This is a genomic window from Listeria costaricensis, assembly GCF_900183385.1.
GTDB classification, from domain to species: domain Bacteria; phylum Bacillota; class Bacilli; order Lactobacillales; family Listeriaceae; genus Listeria; species Listeria costaricensis.
On the sequence record NZ_FXUT01000006.1, the window covers coordinates 55,893 to 78,369 of the forward strand.

21 protein-coding genes are annotated in these 22,477 nt (G+C 43.0%); 14 read left to right on the forward strand and 7 right to left on the reverse strand.

Going from position 1 to position 22,477, the window contains the following annotated elements; all coding sequences use genetic code 11:
* Positions 1-124 precede the first annotated feature (124 nt).
* Complete coding sequence (locus tag CS921_RS05010) at positions 125-526, reverse strand: DUF4064 domain-containing protein (protein WP_099221967.1); 402 nt, start codon at positions 524-526, stop codon at positions 125-127.
* A 331-nt stretch (positions 527-857) separates the two neighbouring features.
* On the opposite strand from CS921_RS05010, the gene wsfD reads away from it, so the two are divergent.
* The 8 genes from wsfD to CS921_RS05050 all read left to right on the forward strand — a co-directional run bounded on the left by wsfD (position 858) and on the right by CS921_RS05050 (position 10,465).
* A complete protein-coding gene (wsfD, locus tag CS921_RS05015) occupies positions 858-2,360 on the forward strand; it encodes a glycan biosynthesis hexose transferase WsfD (protein WP_240422305.1) in 1,503 nt (500 codons plus the stop codon).
* Positions 2,347-3,873 carry a DUF2334 domain-containing protein gene (locus CS921_RS05020; protein WP_099221968.1) on the forward strand — a complete coding sequence of 509 codons (1,527 nt, stop codon included), beginning with the start codon at positions 2,347-2,349 and terminating at the stop codon, positions 3,871-3,873. Before wsfD ends, CS921_RS05020 begins: the two co-directional genes overlap by 14 nt.
* 9 nt (positions 3,874-3,882) lie before the next feature.
* A complete protein-coding gene (locus CS921_RS05025) occupies positions 3,883-5,133 on the forward strand; it encodes a glycosyltransferase family 2 protein (RefSeq protein WP_099221969.1) in 1,251 nt (416 codons plus the stop codon).
* A gap of 17 nt (positions 5,134-5,150) precedes the next feature.
* Positions 5,151-7,205, forward strand: a complete 2,055-nt coding sequence (locus CS921_RS05030) for a cellulose biosynthesis cyclic di-GMP-binding regulatory protein BcsB (protein ID WP_099221970.1) — start codon at positions 5,151-5,153, stop codon at positions 7,203-7,205.
* 10 nt (positions 7,206-7,215) lie between these two features.
* Positions 7,216-8,070, forward strand: a complete 855-nt coding sequence (locus CS921_RS05035) for a diguanylate cyclase domain-containing protein (protein WP_099221971.1) — start codon at positions 7,216-7,218, stop codon at positions 8,068-8,070.
* Between the two features lie 68 nt (positions 8,071-8,138).
* Positions 8,139-8,648, forward strand: a complete 510-nt coding sequence (locus CS921_RS05040; RefSeq protein WP_099221972.1) for a DUF4274 domain-containing protein — start codon at positions 8,139-8,141, stop codon at positions 8,646-8,648.
* Positions 8,649-8,828: 180 nt separating this feature from the next.
* Positions 8,829-9,098: an ACT domain-containing protein gene (locus CS921_RS05045; protein ID WP_099221973.1), complete on the forward strand. Its 270-nt coding sequence runs from the start codon at positions 8,829-8,831 to the stop codon at positions 9,096-9,098.
* 11 nt (positions 9,099-9,109) lie between these two features.
* Positions 9,110-10,465 carry a PFL family protein gene (locus CS921_RS05050; RefSeq protein ID WP_099221974.1) on the forward strand — a complete coding sequence of 452 codons (1,356 nt, stop codon included), beginning with the start codon at positions 9,110-9,112 and terminating at the stop codon, positions 10,463-10,465.
* A gap of 147 nt (positions 10,466-10,612) precedes the next feature.
* On the opposite strand, the gene CS921_RS05055 is transcribed toward CS921_RS05050, so the two are convergent.
* On the reverse strand, positions 10,613-11,581 hold the full coding sequence (locus tag CS921_RS05055; protein ID WP_099221975.1) for a LacI family DNA-binding transcriptional regulator: 969 nt from the start codon (positions 11,579-11,581) through the stop codon (positions 10,613-10,615).
* Between the two features lie 161 nt (positions 11,582-11,742).
* Here CS921_RS05055 and CS921_RS05060 point away from each other — a divergent pair, with 161 nt between their 5' ends.
* Together CS921_RS05060 and CS921_RS05065 are read left to right on the forward strand one after the other, a co-directional pair.
* The gene (locus CS921_RS05060; RefSeq protein ID WP_099221976.1) at positions 11,743-13,068 is read left to right on the forward strand and encodes a 6-phospho-beta-glucosidase; all 1,326 of its coding nucleotides are present in this window, start codon (positions 11,743-11,745) and stop codon (positions 13,066-13,068) included.
* Positions 13,069-13,144: 76 nt separating this feature from the next.
* Positions 13,145-13,948, forward strand: coding sequence for a 6-phosphogluconolactonase (locus CS921_RS05065; RefSeq protein WP_099221977.1), 804 nt, complete (start codon positions 13,145-13,147; stop codon positions 13,946-13,948).
* Between the two features lie 136 nt (positions 13,949-14,084).
* On the opposite strand, the gene CS921_RS05070 is transcribed toward CS921_RS05065, so the two are convergent.
* Complete coding sequence (locus CS921_RS05070; RefSeq protein ID WP_162921700.1) at positions 14,085-14,870, reverse strand: ABC transporter permease subunit; 786 nt, start codon at positions 14,868-14,870, stop codon at positions 14,085-14,087.
* A complete protein-coding gene (locus CS921_RS05075; RefSeq protein WP_099221979.1) occupies positions 14,863-15,765 on the reverse strand; it encodes an ABC transporter ATP-binding protein in 903 nt (300 codons plus the stop codon). The genes CS921_RS05070 and CS921_RS05075 overlap by 8 nt, the downstream gene beginning before the upstream one ends.
* A 148-nt stretch (positions 15,766-15,913) precedes the next feature.
* On the opposite strand from CS921_RS05075, the gene CS921_RS05080 reads away from it, so the two are divergent.
* Positions 15,914-16,492, forward strand: coding sequence for a TetR/AcrR family transcriptional regulator (locus CS921_RS05080; protein ID WP_099221980.1), 579 nt, complete (start codon positions 15,914-15,916; stop codon positions 16,490-16,492).
* Positions 16,493-16,528: 36 nt separating this feature from the next.
* Here the strand turns inward: CS921_RS05080 and CS921_RS05085 are convergent, their stop codons facing one another.
* The 3 genes from CS921_RS05085 to CS921_RS05095 form a co-directional block, all read right to left on the reverse strand.
* A complete protein-coding gene (locus CS921_RS05085) occupies positions 16,529-17,392 on the reverse strand; it encodes an NmrA family NAD(P)-binding protein (protein ID WP_099221981.1) in 864 nt (287 codons plus the stop codon).
* Positions 17,385-17,813 carry a MarR family winged helix-turn-helix transcriptional regulator gene (locus CS921_RS05090; protein WP_099221982.1) on the reverse strand — a complete coding sequence of 143 codons (429 nt, stop codon included), beginning with the start codon at positions 17,811-17,813 and terminating at the stop codon, positions 17,385-17,387. Before CS921_RS05090 ends, CS921_RS05085 begins: the two co-directional genes overlap by 8 nt.
* Positions 17,814-18,032: 219 nt before the next feature.
* A complete protein-coding gene (locus tag CS921_RS05095) occupies positions 18,033-19,046 on the reverse strand; it encodes a tagatose-bisphosphate aldolase (RefSeq protein ID WP_099221983.1) in 1,014 nt (337 codons plus the stop codon).
* 264 nt (positions 19,047-19,310) lie between these two features.
* Between CS921_RS05095 and CS921_RS05100 the strand changes: the two genes are divergently transcribed.
* The 3 genes from CS921_RS05100 (at position 19,311) to pfkB (ending at position 22,473) form a co-directional block, all read left to right on the forward strand.
* Positions 19,311-20,498: a serine hydrolase gene (locus CS921_RS05100; RefSeq protein WP_162921707.1), complete on the forward strand. Its 1,188-nt coding sequence runs from the start codon at positions 19,311-19,313 to the stop codon at positions 20,496-20,498.
* 314 nt (positions 20,499-20,812) lie between these two features.
* Complete coding sequence (locus tag CS921_RS05105) at positions 20,813-21,565, forward strand: DeoR/GlpR family DNA-binding transcription regulator (protein ID WP_099221985.1); 753 nt, start codon at positions 20,813-20,815, stop codon at positions 21,563-21,565.
* Positions 21,562-22,473, forward strand: a complete 912-nt coding sequence (gene pfkB, locus CS921_RS05110) for a 1-phosphofructokinase (protein ID WP_099221986.1) — start codon at positions 21,562-21,564, stop codon at positions 22,471-22,473. Before CS921_RS05105 ends, pfkB begins: the two co-directional genes overlap by 4 nt.
* The last annotated feature ends 4 nt before the right edge of the window (positions 22,474-22,477 follow it).

Here is a 22,477-nt window from a genome sequence, read left to right on the forward strand (position 1 = left end):
ATCATTTTGACCGCGGGTGATTTTGTTAAGAAAAAAATAAAGCAAACGCGTCATCAGGCCAAATAAAAAAACAACTTTTCATTTCTATTTTTAATAGAAGGAGAAAAAGTTGTTTTTTTATGAATTAGAATTCAGTGGGTACTTTACGCGCCAAGCACATGATACCAGCAATAATTGCTAGGACACCTGGAACGATCCAAAGTAGTCCAAGTAGGAAAAACCCAACAGCACCAAGAACAAGAATTAAGATACCGAAAACTTTTGCATTCTTTCTCAAAATAAATGCAAAAATAAAAAGTACAGCACCTATGATTGTGCTAAGAATAGCAGGAATAATCAAAAGCAAACTAGTAGTTGCAAGCATACGTACATCGGTAGTTGACGCACCTAAATCTAAAAAATCTTCTGCTGAAATTGAAACAAGTGCAGTTGCTAATGCACTTGTAGAAACTCTGAACAGTCCTGCAATAATCCCAGTAATTCCAGCAAGTAAACTTAAAATAAATTCTGCTTTTCGTAGATTCATTTAAACTTCACCTTTCTAATAAATCACTATTTAGTATACCATATTTTTCTTCTTTTTATTTGGAGAATTTGTGACAGTTTGGCTCGAAAAGAGTGTTAGAATCTATATTTTTAACACTAAATATCCACAAAGTTTGCTATTTTGCAAAGTTACGTTATAATAAATGTGACGATTTTGTGAACATTCGATCGGAATATAAAGAAAGGTACGGCAATAATGAACCTTTCTTTTTGTTTTTTTGTCTTAAAATAATCCTTTTTAGGATACCCTTCCTTTATAGCGGGTAAGGACTAGTAATAAATTGATTGAAAGTTGAAAAGGGGCGCTTAAGTTGTCTGAACAAAGACGAATAAGCTGGAAATTTCATGCAAAACAAATTTTAAAAAAGGTGACACCGGCAGTTTTCAGTGTCATTCTGTTGGCGGTTATCAGCATCATGATCCTCTTTATTCCTCCCTATATCGGCCTAGCGGATAATGGCGACTTTTTTCGTGCTTATTCCAGCAACGGCTTATACCATAACCAGCCAAACTACGATGCCATGCAATTCGGCTATTTTGTCAAAGAATTCGGCATTTATCAGTATTTTAATGAAAATCAAGTGGCGATTCTGTCCTCCCAAAGCCTACTGATCAAAGCGGCCATTGGCTTAAATTCGCTCTTTCTTCATGATGGAACCTTTGATGTACGTTTTATGGCAGCCATCCAATTACTTCTTTTGCTAGGAGCAGTTTACCTACTAGTTGAGGCCCTCACCACGCGTTTTAAAGGGATATTTGCCTATTTGAGCGCATTTATTGTCGTGCTTGTTTTTGGTGATACCGCGTATATTGCCTATTTTAATTCCTTCTATAGTGAAGGGCTTATGATGATTATGGCGCTTTATATGGCGGCAGCCCTCCTCTTAATGTATCAAAAACGCTACAATGATTACTTTTTGCTCGCTGTTTTTTTCATTTCCAGCATTCTCTTGATTACCGCTAAGCAGCAAAATGCGCCGTTTGGAGTGATTATAACGTTCTTCGGTCTACTGCTGCTTTTTATTCGCCGTGAGAAAAAGTTCCGAATTTTAACCGGCAGTCTTTTAGGTGTGATTTTTGCAACAGGGGTCGCCATGTATGTTTTTATCCCGCAAGAGTTTGTCACAATCAATCAGTATCAGACAATGACACGCGGCGTTTTGCTCAAATCAGATGCACCGGAAAAAAGCCTTGAGCAGATGGGCATTGACCCTGAATTTTCTTTATTAAAAGGGACGACCTACTTTGATAAGTACAAAATGATCGACCCAGACAGTACATGGATGCAAAAGAATTTCTATGATCACTATGGTTTTGTGCCCGTTTTGAAATTTTACTTAACCAATCCGTCTGAATTATACGCAATGCTAAACCTTTCAGCTGAGCATTCCTTTACGATTCGACCACTGGAAATGGGCAACTATGAAAAAAGTGCCGGAAAAGATTTTGGCGAAAAAACGCACTTTTTTACAGCCTATAGCTCTTTGAAACATGCACTTTCTCCAGCAACCTTTGCTTTTATCATTTTATGGGCCGCCATCTTTTTGATTAGTTACAGTCGAGGTTTAGGGCAAGCTTTTCGCGAACGGGATTACCGCGGATTTTTACGACTAGATCTGGCCGTAATGCTCGTAATGATTGGCTTTAGCGTTCTCTTAATCACAATTGTGGGGGACGGGGAGGCAGATCTTGCCAAGCATGAGTTTATGTTCAATATCTGTTTTGATATTTCGATCGTGATGATGATAACTTCCCTCCTTCATGGTCTAGCCAATAAAGCGGAGAAGAGGAGGATCAAGCATGAAAATACCTAAATGGCTGGTTCTAAGCGGACTCTTTTTATTGCTACTAATCGGCAGTCCGGTAGTCGCGCACGCCGATTCTTCTTCCAAAGTACTTTTACTGTACGATAGCTTAGACAAAGAGGGCGCTAGTAATGGAAATATCGAAAGTTTGACACGCACGTTGATTACACTAGGCGAAAAAGTTGAGACAACAAGCGCCTTAGAGATGCCAGATTTAAATGGTTTTTCACGCATTGTTGTTGTTCAAAATAAACCAGAAGCACTTTCTGAAAACTTACAGGAAAAAATAAAAGCCAGCCGACTGCCTGTTTTTTATTTTGGCTCAAATCCACCTGAATGGCTGAAAATACAATTAGGCATTCAATTGCAGGCGGAGGACGCTGAACGCGGGACAGCAGTAGCAGAAAACGGCTGGCAAATTCAACTGCTCTTTCCGGAAAATACCCCTTTTATTCAGACAACCAATACGAATACAAGCGGCCAGCTGAACGTTTCAACCGGGACATTTCCTTACGCCGTTTTCAGCGGACAAAATGGCTATGCGGCTTTTGCGCAGACAGAGACAGCGGGACTTTTACTCGCACAGGAAGCCCTGAAAAAATTCTGTCAAACGGCGCAAACGGCGACTAAGCAATATTTGCTGATAGAAGGAGTCAATCCCTTTGTCGACCCCAATGCAGTAAAAGAAACTGTGGATGCTCTTTATAAAGCGGGGATTCCGTTTATGCTTAGCGCCGGACCAGTTTTCCGCAATACAGATTTTCCAGCAGCCAAGCGTTATGCAGAAATTTTACGATATGCAGCAGCACGAGGCGGGACCATCATTTTACAAGTTCCCGCGGTAACAACGGGAAGCAGTGCCAAGGGAGAACTAACAAACGTGATGGAAAAGTCCGTTCACTTTTTGACCGAAAACGGCTTAGCGCCAAGTGCAGTCAGTGCTGAAACCTATTGGCTGTTTGACCGGGTTTATCGCGACGAAGGCCTCGCACCGTTCGATGGGGCGGTCATTTTCCCGAATCAGCAGGTGATTTTTACAGATGAAACGAAGGAAACCGCTGCTTTTCGTACCGCACCATTTTATTTGAAAGGCACGGATTATGAAAAATTAGTCGAGGCGAACCAAAACCCAAAACGGGACCTGCCGCTTGATACAGTCATCAGCTATCCGCTGTTCACTTCTGAAAAAACACGCAAGCAAACCATCAGCTGGCTACAAAATCAGCCGAACCCGTGGGCCGATTTTCGCGATCTGACGCTCCACGTCCAAACGTCGACCGACCAAGTGGAAACAAAAGACGGCACACTCTCGATTGGCGGGAAGCAGGTGGATACCTCTCTCCAATCGGCCAGTCTGAAAAAAATAGAAGAACAGGAAAAAGCTATACAAGAAGGCACCCTGTCGAGCTTCTTTTCCGTTCAAAGTAAAGTATTCACAGTGATTATTTCCGTAACGCTGCTCGTTTTTGCCATATTATTCATCTTTGGCTACCGGATGTATCGGCGGAAGTATATGAAATGAGGGGATTTTATGACCGTTGCAGATTATCTGTCGCTTTTTGCCGTGATTTGCATTTGGAGCCTGCTGTTAATCAATATCGTGCTGATCATCGCCGGGTACGTCTATTATCTGCGAAATGAAGCGCGCCAAGTACCTGAAATCGAAGGAAGCGCCCCCTTTGTATCCATCATGGTACCCGCACACAACGAAGGAAAAGTCATCGTCAAAACCGTCCTGTCGCTGCTTGACTTTGACTATCCGAAAGACCGCTATGAAGTCATCGTCATCAATGACAACTCAGCGGATAACAGTGCCGAGCTCCTCCAGACAATCAAAGACAGGCATCCTGAACGCAACTTTACGATCATCAACACGGACAGTCAGACAGGCGGGAAGGGGAAATCCAATGCACTGAACATCGGGTTTGCCCAAAGCCGCGGTGAATACATTGCCATTTATGATGCCGACAATACACCGGAAAGAAAGGCCCTGCGCTATTTAGTCGGGGAAATCACCCATGACGAGAAGCTTGGAGCCGTGATCGGCAAATTCCGAACGCGCAATCGAAATGCCAGTTGGCTCACCCGATTCATCAATATCGAAACGCTGAGCTTTCAGTGGATGGCACAGGCTGGACGCTGGGCACTATTCAAATTATGCACGATTCCAGGCACCAATTTTATCGTCCGCCGGAGCATTTTGGAAGCAATTGGCGGCTGGGATGTAAAGGCGGTGGCAGAGGATACCGAAATCAGTTTTCGGATCTACATGATGGGCTACCGAATCAAGTTTCAATCGAAGGCGGTCACCTGGGAGCAAGAACCGCAGACATTGGCCGTTTGGTTTAAACAGCGAGCAAGATGGGCAAAAGGGAATATCTATGTGATTCTGAAAAATGTCCCGCTACTTTTTCAAAAATCCGCCAGACGCGTTCATTTTGACATCCTCTATTTTCTATCAATTTATTTTTTACTTTTGACCTCTTTGATTTTAAGCGATACCCTGCTCATTTTAAATGCGCTCGGCTATGTGCATACAACGCTTGCAGGACTAAGTACGACACTATGGCTGCTGGCGATTTTACTTTTTGTCGCCGGAACCTTCATCACGCTGACAACAGAACAAGGGGAAATCAGCCTCTCCAATTTTCTCTATATTTGCTTGATGTACGTGACGTATTGTCAGCTCTGGATGATCGTCGCCGCTTATGGCTTTTATATTTTTTTGAAAGATACCATTTTGAAACGCGAAACGAAATGGTACAAAACAGAGCGATTCTAAAAGTGGGAGAATAGAAGATGAAAAAATTATTTTTAAGCGCACTGCTTGTTTTTGCCGGCCTTTTCTTCTTCCAAATCGACACACATGCCGCAGATAAAAATTACCAAGTCGTATTTGGGACAGATAAAGAGGCAAAAGGCAAGTACACCACCACCAATCAAAATTTTACAATAGAAGATTACTGGAATGCTGAAAGTGTCAAAGTCAAATTTGTTTATCAAATCACCCAGCTGACCGAAAAAGAAATCTCCACCATCACCTTTTCAATCAATGGCCGCCCGTTTTATTCTTTCCGGCCGGATGTCACAGATTCCGGTACCAAAGAAATTGAACTAGACGTCCCGACGGCAAATTTGAAAAAAGGATCGAATCAGCTGTCAATTGAAGGCTTTGTCTATACCAACCTGCCAGATGACCGCTGTACGATCGATCAGACACCGGCCAATTGGCTGCACATCGATAAAACCACCGCGATCGACATCGGCTACAATGAAGAAGCCTTTCAAAATACCATCCGTGATTTCGGCACCCGATTTACCGGTCTCGACACCATCAAAGAAAAAGCCGCGAGCATTCTCGTATCCAGCAAAAAGGAGGATGCTGAACTAAGCGGTGCCCTCCAAGCCCTGACTGCCTTTTCAGCCGAAAACACCTTGGATGATCAAAACATTGCGTTTGGCGAGTATGGCAACACGGCAAAACAAGACGGTAAAAATTATCAGCTGCTTTTTGCCAAATACGCCAACTTGCCGGAAGAGATCCGCGCCCAAATCACCCAAACCGACCAGCTGGACAAAGAGGCGCTGCTAAAAATCCTCACCATGGGCGACACGCATTATTTGGTTGTCACATCTAATAGCGATAAAGCCTTGCAAACGGCGGCCAAACTGCTGGCCAATCACGAACTTGTCAGTCAGCTTTCCCTAGATGAAAAATGGGTCAAAACAGCGGATGACGTTTTAACGCCAGTAACGAAAACCGACCGAACCTTCACCTTGACAGATGCAGGTGATAAGTTAAAAGGAATCGGTCACGTTGAGCAGGATTATTTTATCAAGATGCCTGCTAACCGGACGATTTCCGGGGGCTCAAAAGTGAACCTTGACATCCGCTATTCGCAAAATCTGGATTTTGAGCATTCACTCGTGACCGTCCTTGTAAACGGCAAACCCGTTGGCAGTCAGAAACTTTCAGCCGACAAAGCAAACGGCGATACAGTCACCCTGACGATCCCGCCGGACATGAAAATCATCGGCAATTTCAGCCTGACCGTTGCTTTTGATCTCGTTTTAAAAGACAATTACTGCGGATTTATCAATGATGCAGAAATTCCGTGGGGCTACATTACGCCGGAATCGAATTTCGAGCTGCATACGATGGAGAAAACCGATTTGCTATTCAACCAGTATCCCTATCCATTTATCCAAGATGGGACATTTGACGAAACAACTGTAATCGTGCCGGACAAGCTGGATACAGATACGACGGACGCACTTGAGAATCTATTCAATCTATTGGGCAAATTTGTCACTGGAAATAATGGTGAGCTAAGTGTCCAAAAAAGTAAAAACTTTGATGGTGAAAATAGCCAGCAGAATTTGATCGCGGTCGGCACATTTAAGAATAACCAGGTCATTAAAAAAGCCAACGATCAGCTGTACTTCCAATATGATGATAAGGGGCAGTACTTCACGTCCAATGAAAAACTAACCATCGATCCAACATACGGCGAACGGATTGGCAGTGTCCAGCTGCTACCATCCATTTATCAGGATAATTTCGGACTGCTAGTAGTCACCGGCCCAACAAGCGCCACAACGAAGCTTGGCTCGACACTGCTGGGCACCAAAGAATCGCTCAGCAAGATTTACGGGGATGCGGCGATTGTCGATCAGGACGACACCATCCATGCCTACCGGTTCAAAAAAGCGGCCAGCCAAGAAACCCAAAGCTTCAGCTCGAAAATCGGTGAAAATAAAGCCACCCTTGTGTTTGTGGCAGTAGCCTTTATGGCGGCGCTCCTGCTCATCATTGCAGTCGTCCTGCTCATTCGCAAATATCGTAGAAAGTGAGGCAAGCAAAATGATTAAAAACCGGAATAATTTTTTGACCGATATGGGCTTTTTGCTGTTCATTCTGCTCTGCTTCATCAGCGTAGCCTTTATTGCGAACGATCCCAGCATGTACCTGCGTAATATCATCTTTTTAAATGTGGCCTTTCTGCTCGTGATCATCACGTATTTTACCAATCTAACCTTGGGGCTGATCCTAAATGTCCTCTTTATTTTCGGCTATGCCTCCTTTGTTTTATACGACATGGTGGCAAACGGCTCGGAAAGTCATTTTAGCAGTTATTTTTGGCTGCTCGTTACACCGCTGTTCACCTTTGCCGCTTATTTGTTCACTAAAAACACCTCCCGCCTGCAACTGGAAAATGAGCGCATCAAGCATCAACATCTATATTTAGGCACCATTGATGAAGACACGCTGCTGAAAAATTTAGTTTCCTTCCAAAATGATGAAGAAATTTTCACCAGCATCTCCAATCGTTACGACCTCCCACTGACGCTGCTCGTGATCAAAGTCAGACATTGGCGCGAGCTGAAACGATTCCTGAGCGAGGAAGAAATGCGGCTGGTGCTTCAGGATGTTTCCCGGCTGCTTGAATCGTGTATCCGAACAAGCGACGTGCTCTATCTGCTCGATAAAGAGGAGGCAACGTGGGGCATGCTGCTTCTGACAGATGATCCCGGCAGCAAACTTGTGATAGAGCGCATTAAAAAGCGGATTGAAACAGCCAATCAAGAAGAGTTTGCCGCAAAATATCGAGTGAAACTTGAGCTTCGAGTCGGCGCGAAACAGTACGATGCAAATGAAATCAAAACACCGCTCGACTTTATTGAACAGACCAGCAAAGAATTGGAATACGACGTGTAAAAGGACAGCCGGCACTTACGAATCGTGTCGGCTGTTTGCTATACTTTTTAAAAAAAGGAGTAGGCAAAATGACTGAAATGAGTGTGAAAGAACAGCAAATCTGGCAGGAATTTCTGGCACAGGCTGACACCAAAGCGTTATTTTTCTCCGTTGTCACCCTCAATTATGATGATGAATCGAGCACACATCCACTTGTGCGGCAGATACTGACGGATGAAACCATCGATCTCGCGGTCGTCAAAGCCTTTTATTTCCGATTAGGCCCGGGCTATGTGAAGCAATATGCCACCTTGGATGAGGCGCCCGATTATCTGCACGACACCTATCGACTGTTGGAACAATTGGAAGAGGGTGTTGCCACCGGCTTTTATACAAAAAATGAATTTTACTACGATCCCGCAAGCGACTTTGGCGAAAACTGGCTTACGGCCTATCCAGATATTGTCGTACAAAAAGAGATCCCTGCCATCATGAAGGAGGCGCTCGATGGTGAAGCGGACCTTGTGGTAGATGAACCGTGGGAAAGCTTTGAGGACGGGCTGCCGTTCGATCTGGCTGAAAAACTATACGAGGACTAAACGTTTGGAATTTCCGAACGTTTTTTTATTTGGATGTAATTAATTAGAAATAAAATCCGATTTAACGAATGATATGGAGGCTGATAAGCTTTTTTTTCGTAAAAACACTAATTTTCGCTACTCGGTTAAAGTGTGATATGCTATAATGAAAACAATTATACATAAGAAGGAGCGATAAACTTGAAGGCCATTTTAACCGTGATTGGAAAAGACAATGTGGGCATTATTGCCGGTGTTAGCACAAAATTAGCAGAACTTGAGATCAATATCGTGGACGTCTCGCAAACCATTATGGACGGCTATTTCACCATGATGATGATGCTTGAAATCAGCGAGCACACACCGGAATTTGATGAGGTAGCAGCAGCTTTACATGATTTAAGCGAACAACTGGCAGTCAAAATCAGCATTCAGCGGGAAGAAATTTTCAACGCCATGCATAAATTATAGGAGGGGTATTCGTGGAAACAGCGCAAATACTTGAAACAATCCGCATGATTGAGGAAGAAAAGCTCGACATTCGGACGATCACGATGGGGATTTCACTGCTCGACTGCATCGATAGTGACGGTGAAAAAGCCCGCGAAAATATTTATCGTAAAATCATTGATAAGGCAGGTCGACTTGTGAAAGTAGGCGAGGCGATCGAGAAAGAATACGGGATCCCCATCATCAACAAGCGGATCTCCGTCACACCAATCGCGATTATTGCCGGAGCAAGCAGCGATACCGACTATGTGGCTTTTGCGAGAACGCTTGATAAGGCAGCGCGTGATGTCGGTGTGAATTTTATCGGTGGCTTTTCAGCGCTTGTACAAAAGGGCTACCATCTAGGCGACCAGCGTCTAATCGAGTCGATTCCGCAGGCACTAGCTGAAACCGAAGCAGTGTGCGCCTCCGTCAACATCGGTAGTACGCGAACCGGCATCAATATGGACGCGGTCAAAGAGATGGGGCAGGTCATTAAGAAAACAGCCGAACTTACAGCAGATACGCAAGGCTTAGGCTGTGCAAAACTCGTCGTATTTGCCAATGCCGTCGAGGACAATCCCTTCATGGCTGGCGCTTTTCATGGCGTGGGTGAAGCAGATTGCGTAATCAATGTTGGCGTCAGCGGCCCCGGCGTTGTCAAACGTGCCCTTGAAAAAGTCAGAGGAGCAAGCTTTGACGTGGTGGCAGAAACCATCAAACAAACTGCGTTCAAAGTGACACGCATGGGTCAGCTTGTTGGCATGACGGCCTCCGAACGTCTAGGCGTCCCATTCGGCATAGTCGATCTATCGCTTGCCCCAACACCAGCCATTGGTGATTCCGTTGCGCATATTCTAGAAGAAATGGGACTTGAACAAGTGGGCACCCACGGCACGACTGCAGCACTCGCCCTGCTAAACGATGCAGTGAAAAAAGGCGGCGTGATGGCATGCGGACATGTGGGCGGCTTGTCAGGCGCTTTTATACCCGTTTCAGAAGATGCCGGCATGATTGCAGCAGCAGAAAGCGGCGCCTTAAATTTGGAAAAACTAGAGGCCATGACCGCCATCTGTTCAGTCGGTCTCGACATGATTGCTGTTCCAGGCGACACCTCAGCAGAAACGCTTGCCGCCATGATTGCAGACGAAGCAGCGATCGGCGTGATTAACAACAAGACAACCGCCGTGCGAGTCATCCCAGCATGCGGCACCAAAGTCGGCGATATGGTAGAGTTTGGCGGACTCCTAGGCCGGGCACCCGTCATGGCAGTAAATGAAAAAAGTTCTGCAGACTTTATTGCCCGGGGCGGAAGAATCCCAGCACCTATCCACTCCTTTAAAAACTAAACAAGAAAAATACAGACCGGAAAACAAAGCGTGTAGTCTCCCCAAAAAAGTTGGATTTTGGAGATCGCACTACAGAAAAAGTTTTCCAGTCTGTATTTTTTTAAACGAGAGAGCCGTTTTGGGACAAAAAAGTCTCCAAACGGTTTTTTAAGTCGTCTTCCGCGCAACAAGATGGAACTCGAGCGGTTTTAACGCCGTATTTTTTTCTTCCAGCTGATTTTGAATAATCGTAAAGGCATTTTCGGCCTGTTTATCAATCGGATAATGAATCGTCGTCATATCAAGCAAATAAGCCGATTCCATATCATCAAAGCCGCAAACCGCAAAGTCTCCCGGCACGTCCAGCCCCAGCCGCTTCGCCTCAGCCACAAGGCCTGCTGCAAAAGCATCATTGGCCGTAATGAAAGCATCCGGTCGATTGTCTTCCTCCAGCCAGATATGTGCCATTTTTTCTCCGCGCCGTCTCGACCCCATGCCATAATAGTGGCGGACAGCCTGCGGATCCAGTGCATATTTTTGACAAAAATCTTGGAAGGCCATCATCCTGCTTTGCGTGTTAAGCCCGGTGGTGTTGCCATAAACGTTGGCAATTTTCCGGTAGCCTTTTGCATAAAGATGCTCCAGCCCCAACATATAGCCATCATACTGATTCATAAAGACAGAAGGAATCTTTTCATTCTCCACCCGCTGCCAAGTGACAATCGGTCCATATTTGGTATAGTGCTCAATCGTGGCCCAGTCATTCAGCCGAATCACAAGCACCAGCGCGTCGACCTGCTTTTGCCGCAGCATTTCTAGAGCATGCCGTTCTTTCTCAGGATCGATTTTTGTCATGAAAAGAGACACATTATAGCCGTGCTCCTGTGCAGCCGTTGTAAAACTCCGAATAAAAACCGCCAGCGAATCAGTGAAACTTGGTGCCACAATCCCAATCTGCTTTGTCGCCCCTTTTTTCAAAGAGACCGCATTCAAATTCGGCACATAGTCGAGCTGGTCAATCACCGCCTGAACCTTCGCACGCGTTTCAGCACTCACATAGTCGCTACTGTTGATCACGCGTGAAACTGTCGCGGAAGAAACGCCAGCCAGCTTTGCAATTTCCTGAATATTTGCCAAATGTCACACCTCCTGCCTTCTAAGTATAGCAAAAAAACCGCCAAAAGGGGGATTTTGCTTATTTCTTCATTTTTTTTTTAAAAAGCGCTTGACCTGTAATGCATTACATGAATTATGATGGCCTTGTAGAAAAGAAAACGTTTTAAATTGGAGGTATTCAAATGAAAGATGGAGTAAAAATCGTAACGATCGGTGGCGGCTCAAGCTATACACCGGAACTAGTTGAAGGTTTTATTAAGCGCTATCATGAACTCCCAATCAAAGAGCTTTGGCTGGTGGATATTGAAGCAGGCAAAGAAAAATTAGAAATCGTTGGTAATATGGCCAAACGGATGGTCAAAGCAGCCGGCCTTGACTGTGAAGTCTTTTTAACACTTGACCGCCGCGAAGCCCTTAAAGATGCAGACTTTGTCACAACACAATTCCGTGTCGGCCTACTTGAAGCACGGATCAAAGATGAAAAAATCCCACTTAGCCACGGCATTATCGGCCAAGAAACCAATGGTGCAGGCGGCATGTTCAAAGCTTTCCGCACAATCCCCGTCATTTTGAGTATTGTAGAGGATATGCGGGAACTATGCCCGAATGCTTGGTTGATCAATTTCACAAACCCTGCTGGCATGGTCACAGAAGCCGTCCTCAGATATGGCAAATGGGATAAAGTGATCGGACTTTGTAATGTACCAATCGGAGCTGTGAAAAGTGCCGAAGCCGTACTGGACAAAAAAGAAGAAGATCTATTCTTCAAATTTGCCGGCATCAACCACTTGCACTGGCACCGCGTGTTCGATAAAGACGGCACAGAACTGACCGAGCAAGTCATTGACGGCCTATACGGACCGAATGCCAACCCAACCAAAGTCGTTGAAAATATCAAAAATATGCGTTTCCTTTATGAACAAGTGAAACATTTGAAAATGCTGCCATGCCCGTATCACCGCTACTACTACATGACAGATGCGATGCTAAAAGAAGAACTGGAATCGTTCCATAATGAAGGCACACGCGGAGAAGTCGTGAAAAAACTTGAAGACAGCTTGTTTGAACTTTATAAAGATCCAAATCTTGATTACAAGCCAGAAGAGCTTTCCAAACGTGGCGGCGCACACTACAGTGATGCCGCATGTGAAATTATCAACTCGATCTACAACAATAAAGGCACCATCATGGTCGTTTCGACACGTAATAACGGCGCGATTGACGATGTTCCGTATGATAGTGCAGTAGAAATCACCAGTGTCATCCGTGCCCACGGAGCCGAGCCAGTCAACTTCGGCAAATTCCCACCAGCACAACGCGGCTTACTGCAAGTCATGAAAGCAATGGAAGAGCTAACCATTGAAGCAGCCGTAACAGGTGATTACAGCACAGCCCTACAAGCCTTCACATTGAATCCACTAGTACCAAGTGGCGATCTAGCAAAAGAAGTGCTGGACGAACTACTTGAAGCGCATAAAGAACACCTGCCACAATTCTTTGCAAAATAAAACCCAATAAGAAAACGAAGCCCCACCAAAGTTGCTAGTAATCTATTTTTACAGGCAATCTTGATGGGGCCTATGATTGAACGGACTACGAAAAGTAGGGAAAGTCATCGCAGCAGCAAATGCACTAGGTCCAAAAAGTGAAGGGAAGTTGAGAATGAAAATTATCTTGGAAGAATCCTATGAAAAGTTAAGTGAGACGCTCGCAATGATTATGATTGGTGAGATGTCAAAAGTGGGACGAGTGAATGTTGATTTCACGGACGGCGTTTCACCAGTAGGCGCTTATGAAATCGTGGCCAAGAAGATTCAGGAAGATCCCGAACGATACCGGAATGTTCATTATTATAATCACGGTGAGACCACTTATCCAGCCAATTTTGTATCCGCCATGTTGAAAAAACAGGTTTTCGATCCATTTATGGTGCCAGAAGAAAATATTCATCTGATCGATGTCAATCATCCGCATAAACAAGTGGAGGACATTGAAGCAGCAGGCGGCCTGGATCTATCCGTTTTAGGAATAGGTGCAGATGCCCATTTTTGCATCAACTATCCTGACGCGACAAAATTTGACAAACTGATTTACAAATACGAACCAAAAGACTATGACTGGTATGAGGAATGCTGCCAGAAATATGGTTTAGATGAATTCCGCAGCGTCTATACTTTTGGCTTTAAAATGCTCACAAAAACAAAACGTGTCGTCATGATTGTGAATGGGGCAAATAAAGCACAAGCTGTAAAAAATATGCTGACGCAGCCAATTTCAGCCCACTATCCAGCCACGATTTTGCGCTGCCTGGATAATTTAACATTGATCTTAGATGCCGATGCAGCCTCCCTGCTGACAGAAGAGGATCTTGCCAACGCCAGATTATAGGAAATAAAAGCAGATATAGCTAAAAATAATTTTAAAAAAAGCTAAAGTCATGCAAAAACCATTTTAAGAAATGGCTCTCATGCATGATTTTAGCTTTTTTACTGGAAAAATCGTTATCTAATAGTGAAATAGCGCATTACAACGGTAAATCCTTTTTCTTAAATATAATGGAACCGGCAATATAACAGAGAAGACCAATCGCAACAAGAGCCACAAGTTTCCCTGCAAATGCTTCACCGTTTACAATCGCCTCTGTATCAAACAGAGTATTAATGGAGAGATAGCGCAGGTTTTCAAGGGAGTCACTCATGTCCGATAACTGCTGAAGCGCAAAACACGCAAGCGGGATTCCGGCTCCAAGGGCAAGGGATTTGCCAGATGAATTAAATAGACATGAACCTAAAAAAGAAATCGCACTTATAGCGAAGTGAAGTAGCAAGCAGCCTAACGACAACTGTAAAAATACATCGATGTCAAGCTGACCTGGTTGAGTTATCTCAGCAACAGCAATACCAACACCATCAATACAGCCAAACATCACAATAAGAGAGACTATCATATAGATCGCACTTGTGAAGGTAATTTGTGTTCTTGAAAGCGGAGCCGCTAAATCATTCGCCATGCTACCTTTGTCAACTTTTCCCGCAATCATTTTATTGCCCGTAATAAAAATATAAACCATAGGAAAAATGATAGCGAACATCCCGAAATATTGATTGGATATGAGGGATAGGAGAGAAGACATTTCACCAAGCGGGTTGAAGCCACCCATTGCTTCCTGCTGTGCAACCATTTCGTTGATCATTTCCGGATCGAACACTTTCATAACGATCCCGATTAAAAGACAAAGAACACCTGTTATAATTGCCCATAGCTTTATATTAGATTTAATCGTTCGCTTAAAATAAGTCAGACTAAACATTGCGGCTGCCTCCTTCATAATGGCTCATAAAATATTCTTCGAGCGTATGCTTCACTTCACTAATAAACTTAACCTTATGCTTAGAAAGAGCCAAAAGAAGGTCATTTATATGCGAATCCTCAATATCAATAATCAGTTGGTTTTGCTCGGGCTTTTGCTCCCTAATCGTAAAACCACTGTTAAGCATTGCAAGGTAATCCTCGCTTGAAAGAAACGCTATTTTAAAAGTTTTCTTTTCATTTTGCTTGATATCTTTAGGGCGTACAATAGAAATTATTTTGCCATCCTTAATCATGCCAATCCGGTCACAAGTTTCTTCTACTTCCTCAAACATATGGCTGGACATCAAAATGCTTCGACCGTTTGCTTTTTCTGCCTTGATCAATTCGACAAAATTTGCCTGCATAAGTGGGTCGAGTCCGCTGGTTGGCTCATCAAGAATAAGAATCTCTGGATCATGCATAAACGCGCAAACAATGCCCATTTTTTGCTTCATCCCTTTTGACATGCGTTTCATATCACCTGATGGATCAAGTTCAAACTGTTTAATCAGTCTATCTGCTTTTCTCATATCTTTCAGCTCGCGCAAAGCAGCAATGTACTTGATATATTCAGTGCCTTTCATGTCGCTAGGAAAAGCAATTTCCCCTGGAAGATAGCCAATCTTTTTTTTCACTTCTTTCGCTTTTTCCCATGCATTTAAACCGTTTATGGTTGTTTTGCCGCTCTGTGGCTTGGAAAAACCTAAGAGGTGCCGCATGGTGGTTGTTTTTCCAGCTCCGTTCGGCCCTAAAAAGCCGAAAACCTCCCCCTTATTTACCTCGAAGGACACATCAAAAACGCCTTTATTTTCACCGAAGTCCTTCGTTAAATTTTCAACTGTTATGACAGACATAAAAAGTCTCCTTTCTCAGAGAACGATCGCATCCTCTTATTGACAAAATCCGACGCCGTGTTGTACGATTTAGTTTAGCATGATCAAAATAGGCGAGCAACCAACAATGAGTAGCAGAATGTCGGATTTTTAACTAGGAGGGATTATTTTGAAAAAGCGATCTGCCGTAACAGCCATTACAAAGAAGAATATACAAGACTCTTTTTGGCAGCTTTATTGTGAAAAACGTATTGATAAAATAACCGTGCGTGAAATCATGGATAAAGCGGGATATAACCGAGGAACATTTTACGAATACTACACCGATGTATATGATGTATTGGAGCAGCTAGAAAATGAATTACTCCCCAATCTAGATAATATGCCACTATCTTCTCCAATAACTGACATACCTGCCAATCCTTTTGAATTTCATGTATTTTTTAGATTTTATGAAGAAAATAATAAATATTTCACCGTTCTCTTGGGCGAAAAAGGGGACCCGTCTTTCCTTGCTAAGATGAAAAATGCGGTTAAACCCGTTATCAAGCAGGGATTAATCGCTAAAGGTGCCAAGGATGATTTTGCGCTTGAAGTATTGATTGAATATAATCTCTCTGCCATGCTCGGCGTATTTAATTTCTGGTTCACTTGTGAAAATAGACCATCCATCGAAGAATTTATTGAATGTGTCTATAAAGCGGGAAACTTGGATAAAGTAAATAGTGAAAAACCCGGCAGGCAGTAAGCAAACCGGGTTTCTTTTTCTATAGAATGAGCCGATCTATTTTTCCCAAGCGGCTAAATTTTTCTGAACAAATTGCCGGAAAGTCTGAGGTTTCTTACCCATGATTTGCTCAAATACGGTGGTTGTTTTCTTCGCAGTACCCAGACGTGTCATCATGTACAGCATACCCATCACAGTCGAATACTCCTTATCCAGGCCGCGTATATTAATCCAATATTTTTTAGCAAGGGAAGGCTTAGGATTGGCATAGGTAATCGTTCTGCCCAATTCTTCTGATAAAATTTGAGCCGCTTCAAAGTAGTCAACCGCATCCGGTCCAGTAATCGAGTAGCCATTATTTTGATGCTTTTCCGGTTCAGTTAGCACCTTCGCCGTAATTTCACCAATGTCCTCTGCATCAATAAAACTAGTCAATGCCTTCTTTACAGGCACCACAATCCGGTCAAAATGCTTAATTTCATAAGCATGAACGCCACTGATGTTCTGCATAAAAAAGCTCGGCCGAATATGGCAATAAGGAAGCCCTGCCCGCTCAATATATTTCTCAATTTTATGATGTGGCGGCACAGGATTTTTTTCCACGCCTATAAGAGAAAGAAAGCTGACAAGTTTAATATCGCCTTTTGATTTTAAGGCCTCCACAAAGGGTTTCAAATCTTCCGGTTTTCCCAAATGAGGGGGACGCATGATAAATACGCGGTCAACATTTCTGAGCGCCAATTCAAAGGTTTGGGGATCTGTGAAATCAAAGAATACAGCCTCTGCCTCGTCACCAAACTTATTTTGCAAAGCTTCCACATTAATATCAGCCGCCACAACTTCCTGCTCATTTTGCATTAAATATTTTGCTACATAGCCACCCACATTTCCCAGTGCACCAGTTACCATTACTTTACCCATTTTCTCGTTCCTCCAGTAGAATTTTATTTGCTTTATCAAGCAGAATAATCAGTGTTTCAAAATCATTGCCAAGCTTTGTTGCAAGATGTGACATGGTGCTCAGATACTCTGTAAAGGTTTCCTCAACCAAGGTTTTTGCCTTGCTAGTGGGGCGGAGAATAAAGCTGCGTTTATCCGTTTGAGACGGCACTTTTTCTAAATAGCCCGCCTTTGAAAGAGACGCTACCTGTGCAGCAATCAACGGCTTTTTAACCTTAAAGAAATCTGCCGCCATGACGGATGTGACCGCCACTTCTGTTTTACAAATGTAAATTAATAGCCCCATCTCTCCTGAACGAACAGGCAGATTCTTTTTGGTATTGATATTCAGTCGACAGAAAAGCGAGACGGCTTCTGCCCCATGTTCCAATTTGTTGTCCATAAAAGCCACTCCTTTAAAAAAAGTTAATCAGCTTAACTACATAATAGTTAATCCGATTAACTTTGTCAACTCATTTTACTTATTACATGCAGGTAGAACGACTTCTTAGCTTGATTAATTAATAGCACACAGGCAAAAGTTGAGGCTCTGTCTATAAAAAACTGCAAACCAAGCAGGAAATACTTAGTTTGCAGCCACAGCCCTTAAGAAAGGGATTGTTTATTTTTCCACCACATGAACGTCATCAAGTGTACCGTATTTTGTCCACCAAGGAACAGCACCGGCATCTAGCAACTCATTAAGGGATGTAATATTTTCTTTTCCTTGCGTACGTAGCCACTCGCGCAAAGCGTCATCGCCTTGTTTCCCGTAAACTTCAATACCATCTTTCCAAGTTGCACGTCCGCAAAGCACACCGCTGTATTGAACATTATGCTGATTGGCAAATGCAATCGTTTTATGGAAAAGTTCAGCCGTTACCCCCGCACTCAAATAAATAAATGGCAGTGGGCTCAGATCAGAGCATTCTTCAAAGTGTTCAGCTGCTTCCGCTTGCGTATAAGCCGTTTCACCTTTAGCAAAACCTTCCACATAGTTAAAGTTGACCGGAACTTCTAGTTTTAATACATCCACACCATAGCGCGGTTTAGCAAATTCCTTAATCGCTGCTTTAACTTTAGCCGGTTTTAGTTTGGCATATTCAAGCGAACTGGAATCCGTCACTTTTGAATCATAGGTAATCGGTTCAAGGAAGAAAGGAATGTCAACCGCACGACATTCAGCCCCAATCCGTTCCAAAAAGGCGTATTTGATTTCATTGATTTCAGCAGGCTCATCTGGATCATAATAAACAAGGATCTTCACAGCATCGCCGCCGTTTTCTTTGATCCGAAGTGCAGATAAATCTTCAATTAAATCAGGTAATTTTCCAGCAATCGTAGTATCATAACCAGTTTTCTCATAAGAAGTGAGGAGACCACAGCCTTCGTGGCGAGCCTTAATAGCGGGTGTTCCAAACTCCAAATCAAGAAGGATGGCAGAAGCATAAGGAGTCAACTCTTCAGATACAAGCTGTTTAAAGTCCTCCACATCTTTTTTATCTTCCGTGCCTTTTGCTTCCTTGATCATTTTTTTGAGGGAGCCGCGTTGATCGATCGCAAGTGCCGCAATCACACCATTTTCGTTCGAAAGTCTTTGAAGTCCATCAAATTTTCCTTTAGTAATAGTTACCATATTTATCGATCTCCTTTGAATAAATTTCTGGCCTAACCTGACTATTTTTGTTTACCCTGGAAATATCTGGTTAAACCTAATGATAAAGAGTTTTCAAGATTTCTGCAAATCATAATCTAAAATTTGCAAAACAGAACGGTTTAGACTACTATCTAATCAGGAGTCTGTGCACAGTGGTTTGGGGGAACCAGTTAACTTTCTTGCGTAAAACTTTTCTGAGCGATAAGTTTTGAAATAGGAAGTGATAGAATGAAAAAGCAGCAGATCAGTCGGGCGATGCGAAACAAACATCGAAAAAGAAAGCAGCTGCTTTTCAGTGTTTTCTCAATTCTACTTTTGTTGATCTTGGTATTTGGCGCGGTTAAACTATTCACGCCACAAACTTTGTCAAAAGCAGTAGAGGAAGAGCAGAAGGAAACAGCTAAAAAGCCAAAAGACACCACGAAACCTACCGAACCAACTAAGAAGGAAGAAAGCTTTGTTCCGACAGAAACGATCGTGCAAAATCAGAAAATCGATCAATACCTGCAGCAAATCGGCTTTAGCGGAACGGCAATGGTCGTGCGGGAAGGAAATATCATTATTGACAAAGGCTACGGCCAAGCGAATCGGGAACAGCATATCGAAAACCGCACAGATACTGGTTATTACATTGGCTCTGCTCAAAAAGCGTTTATTGCGACAGCCATTTTACAACTTGAAGAAGCGGGCAAACTAAATGTGGACGACCCGGTCAGTCGCTTTTTGCCAGATTTTCCCAATGGTCAAAACATCAAACTGCGCAATCTGCTGACCCACACTTCCGGTATTGTTGGTCATACAGAAGGGCAGGGGGCGATTACCCCCGAAGAACTGGTGAAGGATATTGAAAAACAAGGAATCAAGCAGCAACCAGGCAAGTGGAATTATTTGGACTCTAATTATACCGTGCTGGCCTATCTCGTAGAAAAAATTAGCGGCATGCAGCTATCTGATTATATTCAGACCCACATTTTCGATCCGTGTGGAATGAAAGGCGCCGGTTTTTACCAGACATTTAATCAGCAAAAATATCCGTCGACTGGTTATTATGTGGCCAAAGACGGGACATATGGAACGCCATCCTTACCAGATTTGTCACAGCTATTTGGCGTCGGGAATATGTATATGCGAGCGATTGACATGTATTTATTTGATAAAGGTTTAGCAGAACGAAAGCTAATAAATGAAGATAGCTATCAAAAAATGTTTACAAAAGGCAGCAGCTCAGGCTACGGCTTTGGCTTCTATGTGGACCCTGGCAGCTACAATAATCACGGGGTATTAAATGGCTGGAATGTCTCCAATAGTTTTAGTCACAGCGGAAAAACCTTTGTGGTCCTCTTGTCGAACGTTCAAAATAACATTCCGTCATTTGGAAAAGTGAATAATGAAATTTACCAATTATTAAATCAAGCAGATACATCAAAGTGACACAAGGTGAGTCGTGTGGGAGCCTTAAATGGTTACCAAGAAAATAACAGAATCTAAAATCAAGTAATAGCACCATTTCTAAGAATGGGAATTACATGATTTTAGGTTCTTTTTTATGATGCTTCCCTTTCTTTTTTGCAAGATTTTGGTAGAAAATGAAAGTTATTATGCCGAAATCTGCCATTATTATGCAGCCAGAAAGCCTATTTATGGTAAAATATGAATGTAAATAAAAGGAAATGATAGATAATGAAAGAAAATGATTGATTTTGGATGATCGTGATGTTAAGATATAAATGGATGGAGGAAATGAAATGTTAAATGCAGAACGAAAACAGCGCATTATTGAAAACCTAGAACGAGTGGGTGTCATTAAACTGGCAGAACTAGTTGAAGCTTTGGACTGTTCAGAGTCTACCATCAGAAGAGACCTGATCGAATTAGAGCAGGAAGGATTACTTGAACGAGTTCACGGCGGGGCTCGACTGCTAAATGCGCATAATATCGAACCAAGCATGAATGAAAAATCCTTCAAAAACATTCAAAGCAAGCAAGAAATTGCCCGATACAGTGCAGAATTAGTGGCAGAAGGCGACTGCATTTATCTAGATGCAGGTTCCACAACGATTGAAATGATTCCGTTTCTAGCAGATCGACGCATTACAGTTGTCACAAATGGACTAGCGCACATTGAAAAACTTGTGCAACTTCGAATTGATGCCTATCTCTTAGGTGGCAAAATGAAAGTGCATACAAAAGCAGTTGTCGGTGCAGTGGCATTAAATAATTTGACGAATTATCACTTCGATAAAGCTTTTCTCGGTACAAACGCGATTCATTTAGAGTATGGACATACAACGCCTGATACGGAAGAGGCATTATTAAAACGTTCAGCAGGCAAGCAAGCAGCAAACACTTTTGTACTGGCTGATCATAGCAAATTCGGACACATTCATTTTGCCCGTATCTTTGATTTAGAAGATGCGACGATTGTGACAGATTATATTCCACAAGAAATGAAAGATTCCTTTATCCAAAAAACAAAAATAATCGAGGTGGGAAAATGATTTATACAGTAACCTTGAATCCATCGATTGACTATATTGTTCAGGTTGAAGATTTAAAACTTGGCGAACTCAACCGAATGAAGCATGATGATAAACTGCCTGGCGGGAAGGGAATCAATGTCTCGCGTGTTTTGAATCAGCTAAATGTCAATTCGAAGGCCACAGGATTTTTAGGCGGATTTACAGGTAGATTTATCAAAGATTGGCTAGAAGAAGAAGGTGTCAAAACAGGCTTCGTCAAAATTTCCGATGATACCCGCATCAATATCAAATTAAAACATGGCGAAGAAACAGAGATTAATGGCTTAGGGCCAACGATTTCAGAGCATGAACAAGCCGTCTTTTTTGAGGAAATGCAAGCGGTCAAAATGGGTGATATTGTCATTCTATCCGGTAGTGTTCCGCCTTCACTTGGAACAAACTTCTATGAGCGCATTATTGCCCATTGTTTAGAAATTGGGGCTGATTTTATGATTGATACGACAGGACCTGAGCTCCTTGAAGCATTACCGAAAAAACCGCTTCTAATCAAGCCGAATCATCATGAACTGGCTGAACTTTTTGGTGTGAACCTTGAGACTAGAGAAGACATTATAACTTATGGGAAAAAATGTCTGGAATTAGGCGCACAACATGTGATCGTCTCCATGGCAGGAGATGGGGCACTGTTTTTTGAAGGGGAAGATGTCTATTTTGCCGAACCTATCCAGGGTGTTGTAAAAAACTCCGTTGGCGCAGGAGATTCCATGATTGCCGGCTTTGTCGGGGCGTATTCCGTCACAAAAGAACCGCTGGAAGCATTTAAAACGGGCGTAGCGACAGGGACAGCTACTGCTTTCTCTACAGATTTAGCGAAAAAGGCCTTTATTAATGAAATGAAACCAAAAGTGAAGCTTATCAAACTTTAAAAAA

Bases quoted from the DNA above. Each gene is read 5' to 3' on its own strand.
- CS921_RS05010 (WP_099221967.1), bottom strand. From the start codon at position 526: ATGAATCTACGAAAAGCAGAATTTATTTTAAGTTTACTTGCTGGAATT.
- CS921_RS05020 (WP_099221968.1), top strand. From the start codon at position 2,347: ATGAAAATACCTAAATGGCTGGTTCTAAGCGGACTCTTTTTATTGCTA.
- CS921_RS05025 (WP_099221969.1), top strand. From the start codon at position 3,883: ATGACCGTTGCAGATTATCTGTCGCTTTTTGCCGTGATTTGCATTTGG.
- CS921_RS05030 (WP_099221970.1), top strand. From the start codon at position 5,151: ATGAAAAAATTATTTTTAAGCGCACTGCTTGTTTTTGCCGGCCTTTTC.
- CS921_RS05035 (WP_099221971.1), top strand. From the start codon at position 7,216: ATGATTAAAAACCGGAATAATTTTTTGACCGATATGGGCTTTTTGCTG.
- CS921_RS05040 (WP_099221972.1), top strand. From the start codon at position 8,139: ATGACTGAAATGAGTGTGAAAGAACAGCAAATCTGGCAGGAATTTCTG.
- CS921_RS05060 (WP_099221976.1), top strand. From the start codon at position 11,743: ATGAAAGATGGAGTAAAAATCGTAACGATCGGTGGCGGCTCAAGCTAT.
- CS921_RS05070 (WP_162921700.1), bottom strand. From the start codon at position 14,870: ATGTTTAGTCTGACTTATTTTAAGCGAACGATTAAATCTAATATAAAG.
- CS921_RS05075 (WP_099221979.1), bottom strand. From the start codon at position 15,765: ATGTCTGTCATAACAGTTGAAAATTTAACGAAGGACTTCGGTGAAAAT.
- CS921_RS05085 (WP_099221981.1), bottom strand. From the start codon at position 17,392: ATGGGTAAAGTAATGGTAACTGGTGCACTGGGAAATGTGGGTGGCTAT.
- CS921_RS05090 (WP_099221982.1), bottom strand. From the start codon at position 17,813: ATGGACAACAAATTGGAACATGGGGCAGAAGCCGTCTCGCTTTTCTGT.
- CS921_RS05095 (WP_099221983.1), bottom strand. From the start codon at position 19,046: ATGGTAACTATTACTAAAGGAAAATTTGATGGACTTCAAAGACTTTCG.
- CS921_RS05105 (WP_099221985.1), top strand. From the start codon at position 20,813: ATGTTAAATGCAGAACGAAAACAGCGCATTATTGAAAACCTAGAACGA.
- pfkB (WP_099221986.1), top strand. From the start codon at position 21,562: ATGATTTATACAGTAACCTTGAATCCATCGATTGACTATATTGTTCAG.